Source organism: Streptomyces sp. NPDC032745, assembly GCF_055579465.1.
Map to the genome: position 1 here is coordinate 382,303 of NZ_JBVING010000001.1, position 15,251 is coordinate 397,553.

Sequence of the window (15,251 nt, forward strand, 5' to 3'; positions counted from 1 at the left end):
ACGCACGACGAGAGGCACCTGCCCGTGACCGCCTACCTCCCCGCCGCACGGCTGCGCCGGGCGGCCTTCGTCGGTGTCCTGTTCGCGGGCCTGGCCGTCACCGGCGCGGGCTGCGGGGCGGACCCCGACGAGGGCACCAACGGGGTCGGCAAGCTCTCCGCCGACCAGATCGAGAGCAAGGCGAAGGCCGCGGCCGGCGCCGCCGAATCGGTCCACCTGTCCGGCACGCTCGTCAGCGGCGGCAAGTCCTTCACGCTCGACATGCGGCTGGGGAAGGACGGCGGCTCCGGCGAGGTGAAGTCGCAGGAGGACACCTTCCAGGTGCTGCGGGTCGGGGAGCAGCTCTACCTCAAGGCGAGCGCCGCCTTCTGGGGCAAGTCCGACTCGGCCGGCAAGCTCGGCGACAAGTACGTGAAGGTGCCCGAGAGCGACCCCACGTACAAGCAGTTCCGCGGGTTCACCGACATGCACGTGCTGCTCGACGGGCTGCTCGGACTCGACGGCAAGCTCGCCAAGGGCGACTACACCAAGGTCGGGCCGACCCGCGCGGTCCTGGTCACGGCGGACAAGGGCAAGGGCGGCAAGCTGTCGGTCTCCCTGGAGGGGACCCCGTACCCGCTGCGCCTGGAGCGGGCCGGCGGGGCGGGCCGGGTCGATCTCGTGGAGTGGGGCAAGGCCTTCCCGCTGGAGGCGCCCGCGCAGGACCAGACCGTCGACTACGGGTCCCAGATGCCGACGACCAAGGAGCAGAGCGGGGCGCCCGCCCCGGCCCCGAGCAAGGGCTCCGGCCAGGGCTCGAACCCGACGAAGTAGCCGAGCGGCCGGGTGGCCGGGTGGCCGAGAGAAGGGGACCGCCCTAGCGGGCCGCCTTCTTCCGCTTGAGCAGCAGCTTCGGCAGGCCCGCCGGGATGGGCCGGCGGGTGACCGCGGGCGAGCCCAGCGGGGCCGCGGCCAGCGATCCGCCCGGCAGGTCCGTGCTCGCCGTCACCGGCTCCAGCCGCAGCAGCCGGCACTCGCGCGCCCACCGCTCGGTCATCTCCTCCGAGTCGGGCGCGTTCAGCCGCTTCCCCTTGAGCTCGGCGACCGCGGCCTGCCACTCCTCGCTGCGGGGCGCGAGCTCCCGTACGGTCGCGGTCCAGGCCACCAGCCGGCCGCCCTTGTCCTTGCTGCGCACGGTCACCTCGGCGGCCGCGCCGTCCGCGAGACCCGGGAACGGCTGCTCACCGGGACCGTCGCCCAGCACGTGGGCCGCGCCGTCCACCCAGGCGTGCCACAGGGCCCGGTCGGCCCCGGAGCCACGGACCCAGATCAGGCCGGACTTCTTGGTGGCCTCCTCGACGAGGGCCAGGTCGAGCGTGCTGAGAGTCATGCGCACCAGAGTAAGGGGGTGCCTGCGGAGCCGGTGGAAACCCCCTAGAGCCAGCCGTGGCGGCGCAGGGCCCGGTGGATGGTGAAGCAGATGCCGACGATCGTGGCCATCACCATCGGATAGCCGTAGCGCCACCGGAGCTCCGGCATGTGATCGAAGTTCATCCCGTAGACCCCGCAGATCATCGTCGGGACGGCGATGATCGCCGCCCAGGAGGTGATCTTGCGTATGTCCTCGTTCTGGGCGACCGTCGCCTGGGCCAGGTTGGCCTGCAGGATCGAGTTCAACAGCTCGTCGAAGCCGACGACCTGCTCGTGCACCCGCGCCAGGTGGTCGGCGACGTCGCGGAAGTACTTCTGGATGTCCGGGTCCACCAGGCGCATCGGGCGCTCGCTCAGCAGTTCCATCGGCCGCAGCAACGGGGCGACGGCCCGCTTGAACTCCAGCACCTCGCGCTTGAGCTGGTAGATGCGGCCCGCGTCGCCCCCGCGCGCACTGCCCTTGGCGGGCGCGGCGAAGACCGCGCTCTCCACCTCGTCGATGTCGTCCTGGACGGCCGCCGCGACCGCGATGTACCCGTCGACGACGTGGTCGGCGATGGAGTGCAGGACCGACGAGGGGCCCTTGGCCAGCAGGTCGGGGTCGTCCTGGAGCCGGTGGCGCAGCCCCTTGAGGGAGCCCTGGCCGCCGTGCCGGACCGTGATGACGAAGTCCGGGCCGGTGAAGCACATCACCTCGCCGGTCTCCACCACCTCGCTGGTGGCGGTCAGTTCGGCGTGCTCCACGTAGTGGATCGTCTTGAAGACGGTGAAGAGCGTGTCGTCGTAGCGCTCCAGCTTCGGCCGCTGGTGCGCGTGCACCGCGTCCTCCACGGCGAGCGGGTGCAGCCCGAAGGTGGCGGCGATCCCCGCGAACTCGGCCTCGGTCGGCTCGTGCAGGCCGATCCACGCGAAGCCGCCGCCCTCGCGGACCCGGGCCATCGCCTCACGCGGCGTCAGGCAGGCCGATCCCAGGGCGCGTCGGCCGTCGCGGTACACGGCGCAGTCGACGACCGCACTGCTCGCGGACGGGTCGCGGGTGGTGTCGTAGCCGGGCTGGGCCGGGGTTGACCTGCGCAGGGCCGGACGTACGGCGGCACGCAGGTAGGGCAGCATCGACATGGCGGGCTCCTTCGCACGCACGGCTGCGGACCGTACGGGTGGGAGGCCTTCCGTCGCCGCCGGCGGGCAGGGCCGGGCAGACGGAAGGAACAGGACGGGAGGACGAAGTTCTGCCGTCGCTCTTCGACTGATCAGATGATCAAACGGGCTGCAACGTGCCCGTACCGGGAGTGGAAGAGCGGTTGGTACTGCACGATCGACTTCGATCCATTGCAGCCCCACCTCCTCCGGCCGGTCCCCCGTGGAGGACGTCCTGTCGTCGGATGCCCCGAAACTCCCCCAGCTCCGCTGGGGGTTGCCCCCATTCGAGAGTGTGGCCCCGACCAGCGGTCAACATTATCAGCCGACGGATGGTCAAGACCCGCCCTTTACCCGCCTCATACGAGTTCTATGCTCGCTTCATGGCAGAAATTCTGGCTCTCGTCGAAGCCCGGCTGCGCAGCGCACTCGGCGAACCCGACGCCCGCGCCGCCGTCACCTTCCTCGGCACCGACCGCATCGAAGTGCTCCGCTTCGCCGAGGGCGACCTCGTGCGCTACGCGACCCTCGGGATGTCCGCGCATCCCATGGCCGACCCGACCGTCGTGGTCGCAGACCCGCTGCGCGGACCGCGCGCCGAGCTCGTGCTGACCGTACGGGCGGGCCTGGCGCCCACCGACAAGCTGCTGCGGCCCCTCGCGGTACTGGGCGCCTCGCCGCAGGTGGAGGGGCTGGTCGTGACCCCCGGCGCCTCGCTCGACGTCGGCGGCCCGCTGTGGGACGGGGCGCCCTTCACCTCCGTACTCGTCGCGGAGCCGGGCGGGCTGGTCGAGGACCTGGAACTCGACGAGCCCATGGACCCGGTGCACTTCCTCCCGCTCCTGCCGATGACGGCGAACGAGGCCGCGTGGAAGCGGGTGCACGGCGCGGCGGCGCTCCAGGAACGCTGGCTGTCGCACGGCACGGATCTGCGGGATCCTCTTCGTACCGCCGTGGCGCTGGACTGAGACATCCGGACGGGTGATCGTGTCTTGACGGGGCGCCGGGCGGGGAGGAGCGTGGCTTCTTATGAGGGGCGAACCAACTTGCCCGAAGTGCGGTGGCCGGGTCAGGGCGCCCGGGCTTTTCTCCGACTCGTGGCAGTGTGCGGTGCATGGCACGGTGCACCCCCTGCAGCCCGTCATCCCGCCCAGCGTCGAAGGCCTGGGCGTCGTGGTGAACCGGGCGAAGGTGCCGGTGTGGATGCCGTGGCCGCTGCCGGTGGGGTGGCTGTTCACCGGGGTGGCGGCGGCCGGTGACGACCGCAGCGGGGGCCGCGCGACGGCGGTGGCCTGCTCGGGTCCCGGACCGCTCGGCGGGATCGGGGAGCTGCTGCTGGTCGCCGAGGAGTTGGGGGTCGGCCTCGGCGCGCGGTACGCGGGGATCGACGGGCCCGACCCCGGTACCTACATCGACGTCTCGGCCCCGCCGCACGCCAAGGTCGTCGCGGCGGGCCGCCCGACACCGCTGTGGCACGTGAAGGGAGCCCCGGAGGACCGGGCCGTGTTCGCCGGCGAGGCGCGCGGACTGTGGCTGTGGGCCGTGGTCTGGCCGGAGCAGTCGGGCCTGCTGATGTACGACGAACTGGTGCTGACGGACCTGCGGGACGCGGGCGCCGAGGTCGAACTCCTTCCGTGCGGCGCTCTGAGCCCGCGCGTGCTGGGTCCGTAGCCGTTGCCGTTGCCGTGGCCGGGCGCCCCCAAGGCCCCCGCCGGGACCGGGTGTCGGGTGGCGTGGCGCCCGCGCGGCGGGCGGGCGGTATCCTGGGGTGTCCCCCCGTACCCGCGAGACCCCTGGAGCCCCGGCCGTGCGCATCGATCTGCACGCCCACTCCACGGCCTCCGACGGGACCGACACCCCCGCCGAGCTGGTCCGCAATGCGGCCGCCGCCGGGCTGGACGTGGTCGCACTGACCGATCACGACACCGTCGGGGGATACGCCGAAGCCCTCGCCGCGGTGCCGCACGGGCTCACCCTCGTCACCGGCATGGAGCTGTCCTGCCGGCTCGACGGCATCGGGATGCACATGCTCGCGTACCTCTTCGACCCCGAGGAGCCCGAGCTCGCCCGGGAGCGGGAGCTCGTCCGCGACGACCGCACCCCGCGCGCCCACGCCATGATCACCAAGCTCCGGGAGCTCGGCGTCGACGTCACCTGGGAGCAGGTGTCCCGGATCGCCGGCGAAGGCTCCGTCGGGCGGCCGCACATCGCCACCGCGCTCGTCGAGCTGGGCGTCGTACCCACCGTGTCCGACGCGTTCACGCCGGACTGGCTCGCCGACGGCGGCCGCGCGTACGCCGAGAAGCACGAGCTGGACCCCTTCGAAGCCATCCGCCTCGTCAAGGCGGCCGGCGGGGTCACCGTGTTCGCACACCCCGCCGCCGTCAAGCGCGGCCGGTGCGTACCCGAGTCCGCGATAGCGGAGCTCGCGTCCGCGGGCCTGGACGGGATCGAGGTGGACCACATGGACCACGACACCGACACGCGCGCGCGGCTGCGCGGCCTGGCCGGCGATCTCGGACTCCTGGCGACCGGGTCCAGCGACTACCACGGCAGCCGCAAGACCTGCCGCCTCGGGGAGTACACGACCGACCCCGAGATCTACGGCGAGATCACGCGCCGCGCGACGGGGGCCTTCCCCGTTCCGGGCGCCGGCGGAGCGACCGGCGCGTAACCGCGCCTCGCCGCCCTTCTTCTTTCTTCGTAACACCCCTCTCTCCTGCAAGGCATCACTGTGTTCGACTTCGCCGTCTTCGGATCCCTATTTCTCACGCTTTTTGTGATTATGGACCCCCCGGGGATCACGCCGATCTTCCTCGCCCTGACCTCCGGCCGCCCCGCCAAGGTGCAGCGCCGCATGGCCTGGCAGGCCGTCTGCGTGGCCTTCGGCGTCATCGCCGTCTTCGGTATCTGCGGCCAGCAGATCCTGGACTACCTGCACGTCTCCGTCCCCGCGCTGATGATCGCGGGCGGTCTGCTGCTCCTGCTCATCGCGCTCGACCTGCTCACCGGCAAGACCGACGAGCCCAAGCAGACCAAGGACGTGAACGTCGCCCTCGTCCCGCTCGGCATGCCGCTGCTCGCCGGTCCCGGTGCGATCGTGTCCGTCATCCTCGCCGTGCAGAAGGCGGACGGGGTCACCGGCCAGGTCTCGGTCTGGCTGGCGATCATCGCCATGCACGTCGTGCTGTGGCTCACGATGCGCTACTCGCTCGTGATCATCCGGGTCATCAAGGAGGGCGGCGTCGTCCTCGTGACGCGGCTCGCCGGCATGATGCTCTCCGCGATCGCCGTCCAGCAGATCATCAACGGCGTGCTCCAGGTCGTGCACGGCGCCTGACCGGCGCCCGGCCTGCTTCCGCGTACGCGAACGCCCCCGCACCGGATCGGTGCGGGGGCGTTCGCGTCTTGTGCAGATGGTGCGGAGTTGTCAGGAGGACGCACTCTCGGCCGGTCGGATCAGAATGCGCTGGCCTACGGCGGCCGCCTGCTGCACGATCCGGTTGACGGAGGCCGCGTCCACGACGGTGCTGTCCACGGCGGATCCGTCGACATCGTCCAGGCGCAGAATCTCGAAGCGCACGGGGCTTCTCCCTTCGTCAGTGTTCTCCTTGCACTGTTCCAACGAAGTGTAAGAGACAAACATTCCCTACGCTAAGGAAATTTTTTCATTCGCTAACTAAACCTGGGGGTGAGCATCCCAGAACGCGGCCAGCGCACCGGCCGTGACCTGCGGATTCTCCGCATTGGGGGAGTGCTCGGTACCCGGTACGACCACCCGCTCAGCACCCAGTCGATGTGTCATGTCGTCCATCAGCGGGACCGGCCACGCGTAGTCGACCTCGCCGGACAGCACCAGCTTCGGCAGGTCCACGCCGCTCAGCCCGTCCACCCGGTCCGGCTCGGAAACCAGGATCCGGCCCGTGGCGATCAGCTGCTCGGGCACCGTGGCCAGCCACCGCCCCTGCAGGAACTCCGCGAGCTCGGGGGCGTCGGGCACCGCGTCCTCCGGGTCGAAGGACCGCATCGCCGTCCATACGCCGGGCATGTCGTCCCGCATCGCCTCCAGCGCGGCGACCAGCAGCTTCGTACGCTCCTGCTGGTCCTCGGAGATCGCGGCCGGGCCGCTGCTCATCAGGGTGAGGGAGGCGAAGGGCGCTGCATCGCGCAGTACGGCGGCGCGCGCGATCAGCCCGCCCAGCGAGTGGCCGACCAGGTGGACCGGGCCCCCGCCCAGCGCGGCGGCCTGGGCGAGGACGTCCAGTGCCAGCTCGTCCAGCGCGTACGCCGATTCCTCGCGCGGTCCGGGGCTCTCGTGCTGGCCGCGCCCGTCGACCGCGACCACCCGGTACCCGGCGCCGGCCAGCGGCTCGAGGAGGCCGATGAAGTCCTCCTTGCTGCCCGTGAAGCCGGGAACCAGCAGGGCGGTGCCGCGGACCGGCTCGCCGGCCTCGTGCACGGCGAACCCGCCGCGGGCGGTGGACAGGACGTGCGCGCGGGCACCGGACGGCAGCGTGAGGCGGGGCGGCTTGCTCATGGCCAGAGGTTACCGGCCCGTAGGGGCCTGTCCAGCCCGGGTACGCCGATGGCCCCGGCCCCCTCGGAAGGGGACCGGGGCCACCGGACGGCGGAGCGGGGGATCAGGCCTCCGTGGTCTCCGCGACGGCCTTGCGGGTCCGCGTGCGCTTCGGCTTCGCCGGGGCCTCCTCGGCAACCGGCGCGGCCGGAGCCTCGACGACGGCAGCGGCGGCCTTGCGGGTCCGGGTGCGCTTCGGCTTGACCGGAGCCTCCTCGGCCACCGCGGCGGCCTCGGCGACCGGAGCGGCCTCCGCGACCTTGCGGGTCCGGGTGGTGGGCGCGCTGCGGCGGACCTTGACCGGGGGCTCCACGGGCGGGGCCACCTGGAAGTCCGGCTCCGGGGCCGCGTCGACGGCCTTGCGGGTCCGGGTCCGGCGGGCCTTTACCACCGTCTCCGCGGCCGGAGCCTCGGCGATCGGGGTCACCTGGGCGAGGACGGGCTTCTGGGTCGGGACCCGGCGGGCCCTGACCGGCTCGGCCTTGACCGGCTCGGCCTTGACCGGCTCGGCCGGCGCGGCCTGCTGGAAGTCCGGCTCCGCCACGACCGGCGCCTCGGCGACCTTGCGGGTCCGGGTCCGGCGGACCTTGACCGGGGCCTCCTCGGCGGGAGCCACGGCGACCGGGGCCGCCTCGACGACCGGAGCGACCTCGACGACCGGGGCCACCTCGGCCACGGCAGCCGCAGCGGCGGCAGCGGTCGTCACGGAACGCGTCCGGCGGCGCCGCGGCTTGCGGGGCTCGTCGCCGGCCGGAGCCTCGGGAGCCTCGGCCTCGACCACGGGGGTGACGGCACCGGCCTCGGCAGCGAGCTCCGCCCCGCCCCGCGTACGGCGGCGCTGGCGCGGAGTGCGCGTACGGGCGGGACGCTCCTCGACCACCGCAGCGGCGGCGGCGGCCGGGCCGCGACCGCCACGGCCACCGCGGCCGCCGGTCTCGCCCAGGTCCTCGAGCTCCTCGGCCTTCAGGCCGGCCCGCACGCGCTCGGCGCGCGGCAGGATGCCCTTGGTGCCGGCCGGGATGTGCAGCTCCTCGAACAGGTGCGGCGACGTGGAGTACGTCTCGACCGGGTCGTGGAAGTCCAGCTCCAGCGCCTTGTTGATCAGCTGCCAGCGCGGGATGTCGTCCCAGTCGACCAGGGTGACGGCCGTGCCCTTGTTGCCCGCGCGGCCGGTACGGCCCACGCGGTGCAGGAAGGTCTTCTCGTCCTCGGGCGTCTGGTAGTTGATGACGTGGGTGACACCCTCGACATCGATACCGCGCGCGGCGACGTCCGTGCACACCAGCACGTCGACCTTGCCGTTGCGGAACGCGCGCAGCGCCTGCTCGCGCGCGCCCTGGCCCAGGTCGCCGTGGACGGCGCCGGACGCGAAGCCGCGCTTCTCCAGCTGCTCGGCGATGTCGGCCGCCGTGCGCTTCGTACGGCAGAAGATCATGGCGAGCCCGCGGCCGTCGGCCTGCAGGATGCGGGAGACGAGCTCCGGCTTGTCCATGTTGTGCGCACGGAAGACGTGCTGCTTGATGTTGGCGACGGTCACGCCTTCGCCCTCGGGCGAGGTGGCGCGGATGTGCGTCGGCTGCGTCATGTACCGGCGGGCCAGGCCGATGACCGCGCCCGGCATGGTCGCCGAGAACAGCATCGTCTGACGCTTGGCCGGCAGGTAGTTGATGATCTTCTCGACGTCGGGCAGGAAGCCCAGGTCGAGCATCTCGTCGGCCTCGTCCAGGACGAGGGCCTTGACGTGCGACAGGTCGAGCTTGCGCTGACCGGCCAGGTCGAGCAGACGGCCCGGGGTGCCGACGATCACGTCGACGCCCTTCTTGAGCGCCTCGACCTGGGGCTCGTACGCGCGGCCGCCGTATATGGCGAGGACGCGGACGTTGCGGACCTTGCCCGCGGTCAGCAGGTCGTTGGTGACCTGGGTGCACAGCTCGCGCGTCGGGACGACGACGAGGGCCTGCGGGGAGTCGGTGAGCTGCGCGGGCGTGGCCCGGCCGGCCTCGACGTCCGCGGGGACGACGACCCGCTCCAGCAGCGGAAGGCCGAAACCGAGCGTCTTGCCGGTTCCGGTCTTCGCCTGGCCGATGACGTCCGTGCCGGAAAGGGCGACGGGGAGGGTCATCTCCTGGATCGGGAAGGGGGACACAATGCCGACGGCCTCAAGGGCTTCGGCCGTCTCGGGAAAGATCCCGAGGTCTCGGAACGTAGTCAGGGTGCTGCCTCTTCTGTGAGACGCGGCGCGAGGCGGCGAGGGGGGTCGTACCGTGCCTGGCTTGCAGTACTGCGCCCTCCCAAGGTGCGGGAGAGCAATACGAAGCTGCGCGGGACCACTAGCCTTCGCTCAAGCGCTTGTGCCGCTGAGGGGGCCCCTCGTGGAGAGGCGGTACGCATGGACGTACGCATCACGCCGAGGGCGGTCGGGTGGAGCCGATCGGGCCACCGACCGGGCATCCTCATTCGGATGGCCCGCCGAGTATCCGGCAGGCGCATTACCACTGTACCCCGGAATCGCGCAGCTGTGTCGGGTGAATTCACCTGGTAGTCGCGTTTAGGCGGACCGGCAGTGACCGGATGCGGTGCCTTGCAGGGCGTTCCGGCGGGCTATTGTGCGGAGCATGTCGACCGTTGAAAACGCATCGCCTTCCGACGACAGCGCCGCCGCCGAGGCGACCGGGATCGCTGCCCAGGACTGGGCGGCCGCCTCCGCCTCGCCGCAGTACCGGGCCGCCGTCGTGGACCTGCTGGGCGCACTCGCGTACGGAGAGCTCGCGGCCTTCGAGCGCCTCGCGGAGGACGCGAAGCTCGCACCCACCCTCGACGACAAGGCCGAGCTCGCGAAGATGGCCTCCGCGGAGTTCCACCACTTCGAGCGGCTGCGCGACCGGCTGGCGGCGATCGACGCCGAGCCCACCGCCGCCATGGAGCCCTTCGCCAAGGGCGTCGACGACTTCCACCGCCAGACCGCGCCGTCGGACTGGCTGGAGGGCCTGGTCAAGGCCTACGTCGGCGACTCGATCGCCAGCGACTTCTACCGCGAGGTCGCCAGCCACCTGGACACCGACACGCGCGCCCTGGTCGTGAGCGTGCTGGACGACACCGGCCACGGCGGCTTCGCCGTCGAGAAGGTGCGGGCCGCCATCGAGGCCGACCCGCGCTGCGGCGGCCGGCTCGCGCTGTGGGCCCGCCGGCTGATGGGCGAGGCGCTCTCGCAGGCGCAGCGCGTGGTCGCCGAGCGCGACGCGCTCTCCACCATGCTGGTCGGCGGCGTGGACGGGATGGCGGCCGGCTTCGACCTGGCGGCCGTCGGCGAGATGTTCACCCGGATCACCAAGGCGCACACGAAGCGGATGGCCGCACTGGGCCTCGCCGCCTGATCGTTCTACCCGCTCGCCCTCACCTGCTCGTACGTCGGCCCCGGCGCGGAATCCCGCGCCGGGGCCGACGTACGAGGTCAGTCGGAGGGGTCAGAGGAGCCGGAGGAGTCCGAGGACCGGTCAGCCCTGCGACGGGAGCGAAAACGGAGTCCGGTGGGACGAGCGCCGGGGCCCCGCGCCGGGACGCAGCAGCAGCGACAGCACCACCGCGGACACCAGCACCGAGCCGACCAGGGTCGCGGTCAGCGTGTTGTGCCCCGGGCCGAGCGCGAACTGCGTGAGATAGGCGCCGAACAGCGCTCCCAGCATCCCGCTGACCAGCACCACTCTCGGGGACGGCAGCCGCTGTGCGAGCACCCGCACGGCCACTCCGGCCAGGGCGAGGCCCAGGAGGGCAGAGCCGAGCGCTTCCATCAGCAGCATGTGGGCCTCCCGCAGGTCAGGGGCAAACCGGTTCACTGCGGTCCTACCCGAAGCGGAAGAAAGGGAAACGGCCCGGTGGAATCAACCACCGGGCCGTTCCACCCAGTTCTCGAACGCGGGTCGCGCTGCGTCAGAGCGCGCCGAAGCCGACCTTGCGCACGCTCGGCTCGCCCAGGTCGACGTACGACAGGCGGTCGGACGGCACCAGGACCTTGCGGCCCTTGTTGTCGGTGAGGCTCAGCAGCGGCTCCGAACCGGTCAGCGCGGCGGTGACGATGCGCTCCAGCTCCTCGGCGCTCAAGTCGCTCTCCAGCACGATCTCCCGGGGTGCGTGCTGCACGCCGATCTTGACCTCCACGGCTTTGTCCCTCCGATGGTCGGTTGTGCGCGATCAGCCGCGCCGTACCGGTCCACATTAGCCCGGAGAGGGGACGCGGATGCCGCGCTCCGGACACGCTGGCAGCGAACAGCAGCCGGTCAGACCCCGCCGGGCCGGCGGGGCGGGCCGGCCCGGGCCGAGGTCAGGCCTGCGCCGCCGGCCCGCCCTCCGTGCCGTGCAGCGGGAAGCCGGCGATACCGCGCCAGGCCAGCGAGGTCAGCAGCCCCACCGCAGTGTCGCGGGCGACAGGGCTCTCGCTGGAGAGCCAGTACCGGGCCACGACCTGCGAGACGCCGCCCAGGCCCACGGCGAGCAGCATCGACTCGTCCTTGGACAGGCCGGTGTCCTCGGCGATCACGTCGGAGATGGCCTCGGCGCACTGCAGCGAGACGCGGTCCACGCGCTCGCGCACCGCCGGCTCGTTGGTCAGGTCGGACTCGAAGACCAGCCGGAACGCGCCGCCCTCGTCCTCCACGTACGCGAAGTACGCGTCCATGGTCGCGGCCACGCGCAGCTTGTTGTCCGTCGTCGACGCGAGCGCCGTGCGCACGGCGAGCAGCAGGGCCTCGCAGTGCTGGTCCAGCAGCGCCAGGTAGAGGTCGAGCTTGCCCGGGAAGTGCTGGTACAGCACCGGCTTGCTGACTCCGGCACGCTCGGCGATGTCGTCCATCGCCGCCGCGTGATAGCCCTGCGCGACGAAGACCTCCTGGGCCGCGCCCAGGAGCTGATTGCGTCGGGCTCGGCGCGGCAGTCGCGTGCCCCGGGGACGCGCTGCCTCCGTCTGCTCGATGGCTGTCACGCCGCCTCCCACTTTCTCTAAGAACACAGTGCGCTCTGCGCCGCGCCGCCATCGTACTTTTCGGTAACCGAATCTGGAGGGTCGAAGCCGAGTTTTCTCGCTGTACGGACCGCCCGGAGGCGCTGGTCAGCGGTGCTCGGCAGGAGTACCGCGCGGTAGCTTTGAGCTGGGGGTACCTCCCGGGCCGCCGGGCCCAGGGGGAGTCAGCGGTAGTCGTCCTCGTCCAGGGTCACCACCCGCGCCTGCTCGACGGCGTCCCCGTCCGCAGCCTCGTCGCGGTCCACCCCGGTGACCCGGTCGTCGTCGTCGGGCTGCAACTCGGCCAGCTGTTCCGCCGCATCGGCCTCGGGCGCCTCGGCGTCGAGGGATTCCCGGAATCGGTCCTGGAAGGTATCCGGCTCTGCGGGGTCGACGGTCATGTGGCTCCCCTTCTTCCCTCACTCCCCGTTGGCCTGCCCTACCTATGAGCCTAGGAGGATCGCGCATGCCCCGCTACGCGGATCCCCACACGTCTGTGATGCCGAACACAAGAGTCCGGACGTGATCGTCTCGTAACATTGGCCGCATGTCTTCGACCGAGCTGCCGGGTGTGCGATCCACATCCGAGCCGTCCTCCCAGGTGGGAGCCGTCCACGTCGCCGAGGGGGAGCAGCTGCGCACCGCCGTGCTGCCCGGGCTGGAGCTCGCCGTCCGGTCCCGGCCCCCGCGGCGTACGGGTCTGCCCCCCGCGCTGTTCGTGCACGGACTCGGCGGTTCGTCGACGAACTGGTCGGACCTCATGGTGCAGTTGGAGGACACCGTCGACGGCGAGGCCCTCGACCTGCCCGGCTTCGGCTGGTCCCCGCCGCCCGCCGACCGGGACTACTCGGTCACGGCGCTCGCCCGCGCGGTCATCCGGCACCTCGACGCCGCCGACCGCGGGCCCGTGCACCTCTTCGGCAACTCCCTCGGCGGCGCCGTCTCCACCCGCGTCGCGGCCGTCCGCCCCGACCTGGTGCGCACGCTCACGCTGATCTCGCCCGCGCTGCCCGAGCTGCGGGTGCAGAAGTCGGCCGTGCCGACCGCCCTGCTCGCCGTACCCGGGATGGCTTCGCTGTTCGGCCGGCTGACCCGCGGGCTGACCGCCGAGGAACGCACCCGCGGGGTGACCTCCCTCTGTTACGGGGACCCCTCCCGGGTGACACCGGAGGGCTTCGGGCACGCCGTCGCGGAGATGGAGCGGCGGATGGCCCTGCCGTACTTCTGGGACGCGATGACCCGCTCCTCGCGCGGCATCGTCGACGCGTACACCCTCGGCGGGCAGCACGGGCTGTGGCGCCAGGCGCAGCGGGTACTCGCCCCGACCCTGCTGGTCTACGGTGGCCGGGACCAGCTGGTCTCGTACCGTATGGCGCAGAAAGCGGCCGGGGCCTTCCGGGGTTCGCGGCTGCTGAGCCTGCCCGAGGCCGGGCACGTGGCGATGATGGAGTACCCCGAGGTGGTGGCGAACGCCTTCCGGGAGCTGCTGCACGACACCGACCGAGATACCGAAGACGGCAGAGGCTGAGGACCGTGGGACGACATAGTCGCAAGGGGCCCGCTCCGGCCCCCGCCCCTGTCCGCCCGACACCGGCGGCGGAACCCGCAGCGGAGTTCCCGTACGGGGAGCAGGTGCCGTACGGGGAGCAGCCGCCGTATGCCGAGCACGTCCCGTATGCGGAGCACCACTTTCCGTACCAGGAGCCCGCTCCTCAACAGCAGTACCAGCAGTACCAGCAGTACCAGGAGTACCAGGAGTACCAGCAGCATCAGGAGTACCAGGAGCGCTTCCCCTACGAGGAGCAGTTCCCGTACGAGGAACCGCGCGGCGGCCACCCCGAGCAGCGCGAGCCCGGCGGCGCCTGGGGTGTGGGGCCCGACGCGGTCTACGGAGACTGGCACGGCGTCCCGCGGGCGCGGCGTCCGGCCGCCGCCGCCGTGATGGACAGCGACACACCGGCCTTCGGCACCCCCGCGGTCGGCTTCCCGCAGGTGACCCTCCCACAGCCGCCGGCCGACCCGTTCACCTCCACCGGCTCGCCCCGCCTGGTGCCGGGCCCCCGCGCGCCGATGACCGCAGCCGCTGCGCCGCCGCCCGCGGCGCCTGCCGCGCCGGCCGAACCCGTCGCTCCCGCAGCGCCGGCCGCCCCCGCCGATCCGGCCGAGGAGGAGCCCGGGCCCGGCCGCGGGCGGAAGGTCCGTACGTTCACGGGGATGGCCGCCGCAGCCGTCACCACCGTGCTCGCCGTCGTCGTCGCCGTGCAGATGGCCCCCGACGGCGACAGCGGCTCCTCGCCCACCGCCCGGGCCGCCGGCGACAACCCGAAGCGCGCCGAGCCCGGCCAGTCCCCGGCCTCCCGCTCCGACGGCCGGGCGACCCCCGCCGCGCCCGCCGCGCCCGCCGCTCCCGTGCAGGAGCTGTCGTACGAGCAGAAGATGGCCCAGCAGCTCCCCATCGACGAGAAGCTGAAGGGACCCGGGACCTTCGACACCGTCCCCGGGGTGGCTCCGGCGCCCGGCAAGGGGAAGAAGATCCGCTACCGGGTCGACGTGGAGCAGGGGCTCGGCCTGGACGCGCAGCTGTTCGCCGAGGCCGTCCACCGCACCCTCAACGACGACCGCAGCTGGGGCCACGGCGGGACGAAGACCTTCGAGCGGGTGCCGGGCGGCGAGGCCGACTTCGTCATCACGCTGGCCAGCCCCGGCACCACCGGCGTGTGGTGCGCGAAGTCCGATCTGGACACCACCGTCGACAACGTCAGCTGCGACTCCGCGTCCACCGAGCGGGTCATGATCAACGCGTTCCGCTGGGCGCAGGGCTCGCCGACGTACGGCGCGGACCAGATGTTCGCGTACCGGCAGATGCTCATCAACCACGAGGTCGGCCACCGGCTCGGGCACGGGCACGTGAACTGCCAGACCCCGGGCTCGCTCGCGCCGATCATGCAGCAGCAGACGAAGTCGCTCGACATCGGCGGCGTCCAGTGCAAGCCCAACCCCTGGGTGTTCCCCGGAAGTTGACGGTCCATGGCGGCGCGCCGACGCCGTAGTGCGCCCGGGCCCGGGCCCGGGGCTCCCCGCGGAGCGGGAGGGACACGAGAGGCCCGGGAGACGCGAGAGGGACGAGGGCCGTAG

At 72.2% G+C, this 15,251-nt stretch carries 17 protein-coding genes; 8 read left to right on the forward strand and 9 right to left on the reverse strand.

Annotation, left to right across the window (positions count from 1 at the left end; translation table 11 throughout):
• Window positions 1–24 precede the first annotated feature (24 nt).
• Complete coding sequence (locus ACZ5WG_RS01690) at window positions 25–813, forward strand: hypothetical protein (RefSeq protein WP_468719870.1); 789 nt, start codon at window positions 25–27, stop codon at window positions 811–813.
• A 43-nt stretch (window positions 814–856) separates the two neighbouring features.
• Here the strand turns inward: ACZ5WG_RS01690 and ACZ5WG_RS01695 are convergent, their stop codons facing one another.
• Window positions 857–1,369, reverse strand: coding sequence for a hypothetical protein (locus ACZ5WG_RS01695; RefSeq protein ID WP_266664060.1), 513 nt, complete (start codon window positions 1,367–1,369; stop codon window positions 857–859).
• Window positions 1,370–1,413: 44 nt separating this feature from the next.
• On the reverse strand, window positions 1,414–2,529 hold the full coding sequence (locus ACZ5WG_RS01700) for a magnesium and cobalt transport protein CorA (RefSeq protein WP_468719872.1): 1,116 nt from the start codon (window positions 2,527–2,529) through the stop codon (window positions 1,414–1,416).
• Between the two features lie 401 nt (window positions 2,530–2,930).
• Here ACZ5WG_RS01700 and ACZ5WG_RS01705 point away from each other — a divergent pair, with 401 nt between their 5' ends.
• The 4 genes from ACZ5WG_RS01705 (at window position 2,931) to ACZ5WG_RS01720 (ending at window position 5,887) form a co-directional block, all read left to right on the forward strand.
• A complete protein-coding gene (locus ACZ5WG_RS01705; protein ID WP_468719874.1) occupies window positions 2,931–3,515 on the forward strand; it encodes a suppressor of fused domain protein in 585 nt (194 codons plus the stop codon).
• Window positions 3,516–3,576: 61 nt separating this feature from the next.
• Window positions 3,577–4,218 (forward strand): DUF6758 family protein, encoded by a 642-nt coding sequence (locus ACZ5WG_RS01710; protein ID WP_468719876.1) that lies wholly within the window; start codon window positions 3,577–3,579, stop codon window positions 4,216–4,218.
• A 136-nt stretch (window positions 4,219–4,354) separates the two neighbouring features.
• Entirely contained in the window at window positions 4,355–5,221 is an 867-nt protein-coding gene (locus ACZ5WG_RS01715; RefSeq protein ID WP_468719877.1) for a PHP domain-containing protein, read from the forward strand.
• Between the two features lie 60 nt (window positions 5,222–5,281).
• On the forward strand, window positions 5,282–5,887 hold the full coding sequence (locus tag ACZ5WG_RS01720) for a MarC family protein (RefSeq protein ID WP_468719879.1): 606 nt from the start codon (window positions 5,282–5,284) through the stop codon (window positions 5,885–5,887).
• 90 nt (window positions 5,888–5,977) lie between these two features.
• Here ACZ5WG_RS01720 and ACZ5WG_RS01725 read toward each other — a convergent pair whose 3' ends face one another.
• The 3 genes from ACZ5WG_RS01725 to ACZ5WG_RS01735 form a co-directional block, all read right to left on the reverse strand.
• Window positions 5,978–6,130 (reverse strand): hypothetical protein, encoded by a 153-nt coding sequence (locus ACZ5WG_RS01725; protein WP_166663124.1) that lies wholly within the window; start codon window positions 6,128–6,130, stop codon window positions 5,978–5,980.
• Window positions 6,131–6,226: 96 nt separating this feature from the next.
• Window positions 6,227–7,084: an alpha/beta fold hydrolase gene (locus ACZ5WG_RS01730; RefSeq protein WP_468719880.1), complete on the reverse strand. Its 858-nt coding sequence runs from the start codon at window positions 7,082–7,084 to the stop codon at window positions 6,227–6,229.
• A 103-nt stretch (window positions 7,085–7,187) separates the two neighbouring features.
• The gene (locus tag ACZ5WG_RS01735) at window positions 7,188–9,245 is read right to left on the reverse strand and encodes a DEAD/DEAH box helicase (RefSeq protein WP_468719881.1); all 2,058 of its coding nucleotides are present in this window, start codon (window positions 9,243–9,245) and stop codon (window positions 7,188–7,190) included.
• A gap of 493 nt (window positions 9,246–9,738) precedes the next feature.
• On the opposite strand from ACZ5WG_RS01735, the gene ACZ5WG_RS01740 reads away from it, so the two are divergent.
• Entirely contained in the window at window positions 9,739–10,497 is a 759-nt protein-coding gene (locus ACZ5WG_RS01740; protein WP_468719882.1) for a ferritin-like fold-containing protein, read from the forward strand.
• Window positions 10,498–10,617: 120 nt separating this feature from the next.
• On the opposite strand, the gene ACZ5WG_RS01745 is transcribed toward ACZ5WG_RS01740, so the two are convergent.
• From ACZ5WG_RS01745 to ACZ5WG_RS01760, 4 genes are all read right to left on the reverse strand, one after another.
• Window positions 10,618–10,920, reverse strand: coding sequence for a hypothetical protein (locus tag ACZ5WG_RS01745; RefSeq protein WP_399246738.1), 303 nt, complete (start codon window positions 10,918–10,920; stop codon window positions 10,618–10,620).
• A 130-nt stretch (window positions 10,921–11,050) separates the two neighbouring features.
• On the reverse strand, window positions 11,051–11,278 hold the full coding sequence (locus ACZ5WG_RS01750) for a DUF3107 domain-containing protein (RefSeq protein WP_030291177.1): 228 nt from the start codon (window positions 11,276–11,278) through the stop codon (window positions 11,051–11,053).
• Between the two features lie 163 nt (window positions 11,279–11,441).
• Window positions 11,442–12,098, reverse strand: coding sequence for a TetR/AcrR family transcriptional regulator (locus ACZ5WG_RS01755; RefSeq protein WP_327285281.1), 657 nt, complete (start codon window positions 12,096–12,098; stop codon window positions 11,442–11,444).
• A gap of 203 nt (window positions 12,099–12,301) precedes the next feature.
• Window positions 12,302–12,517 carry a hypothetical protein gene (locus tag ACZ5WG_RS01760; protein ID WP_468719883.1) on the reverse strand — a complete coding sequence of 72 codons (216 nt, stop codon included), beginning with the start codon at window positions 12,515–12,517 and terminating at the stop codon, window positions 12,302–12,304.
• Between the two features lie 146 nt (window positions 12,518–12,663).
• Between ACZ5WG_RS01760 and ACZ5WG_RS01765 the strand changes: the two genes are divergently transcribed.
• Both ACZ5WG_RS01765 and ACZ5WG_RS01770 read left to right on the forward strand, forming a co-directional pair.
• Complete coding sequence (locus tag ACZ5WG_RS01765; protein WP_468719885.1) at window positions 12,664–13,644, forward strand: alpha/beta fold hydrolase; 981 nt, start codon at window positions 12,664–12,666, stop codon at window positions 13,642–13,644.
• Between the two features lie 5 nt (window positions 13,645–13,649).
• Entirely contained in the window at window positions 13,650–15,137 is a 1,488-nt protein-coding gene (locus ACZ5WG_RS01770; protein WP_468719886.1) for a DUF3152 domain-containing protein, read from the forward strand.
• Window positions 15,138–15,251: the final 114 nt, after the last annotated feature.

Bases quoted from the DNA above. Each gene is read 5' to 3' on its own strand.
- ACZ5WG_RS01695 (WP_266664060.1), bottom strand. From the start codon at position 1,369: ATGACTCTCAGCACGCTCGACCTGGCCCTCGTCGAGGAGGCCACCAAG.
- ACZ5WG_RS01700 (WP_468719872.1), bottom strand. From the start codon at position 2,529: ATGTCGATGCTGCCCTACCTGCGTGCCGCCGTACGTCCGGCCCTGCGC.
- ACZ5WG_RS01705 (WP_468719874.1), top strand. From the start codon at position 2,931: ATGGCAGAAATTCTGGCTCTCGTCGAAGCCCGGCTGCGCAGCGCACTC.
- ACZ5WG_RS01710 (WP_468719876.1), top strand. From the start codon at position 3,577: ATGAGGGGCGAACCAACTTGCCCGAAGTGCGGTGGCCGGGTCAGGGCG.
- ACZ5WG_RS01730 (WP_468719880.1), bottom strand. From the start codon at position 7,084: ATGAGCAAGCCGCCCCGCCTCACGCTGCCGTCCGGTGCCCGCGCGCAC.
- ACZ5WG_RS01735 (WP_468719881.1), bottom strand. From the start codon at position 9,245: ATGACCCTCCCCGTCGCCCTTTCCGGCACGGACGTCATCGGCCAGGCG.
- ACZ5WG_RS01740 (WP_468719882.1), top strand. From the start codon at position 9,739: ATGTCGACCGTTGAAAACGCATCGCCTTCCGACGACAGCGCCGCCGCC.
- ACZ5WG_RS01745 (WP_399246738.1), bottom strand. From the start codon at position 10,920: ATGCTGCTGATGGAAGCGCTCGGCTCTGCCCTCCTGGGCCTCGCCCTG.
- ACZ5WG_RS01760 (WP_468719883.1), bottom strand. From the start codon at position 12,517: ATGACCGTCGACCCCGCAGAGCCGGATACCTTCCAGGACCGATTCCGG.
- ACZ5WG_RS01765 (WP_468719885.1), top strand. From the start codon at position 12,664: ATGTCTTCGACCGAGCTGCCGGGTGTGCGATCCACATCCGAGCCGTCC.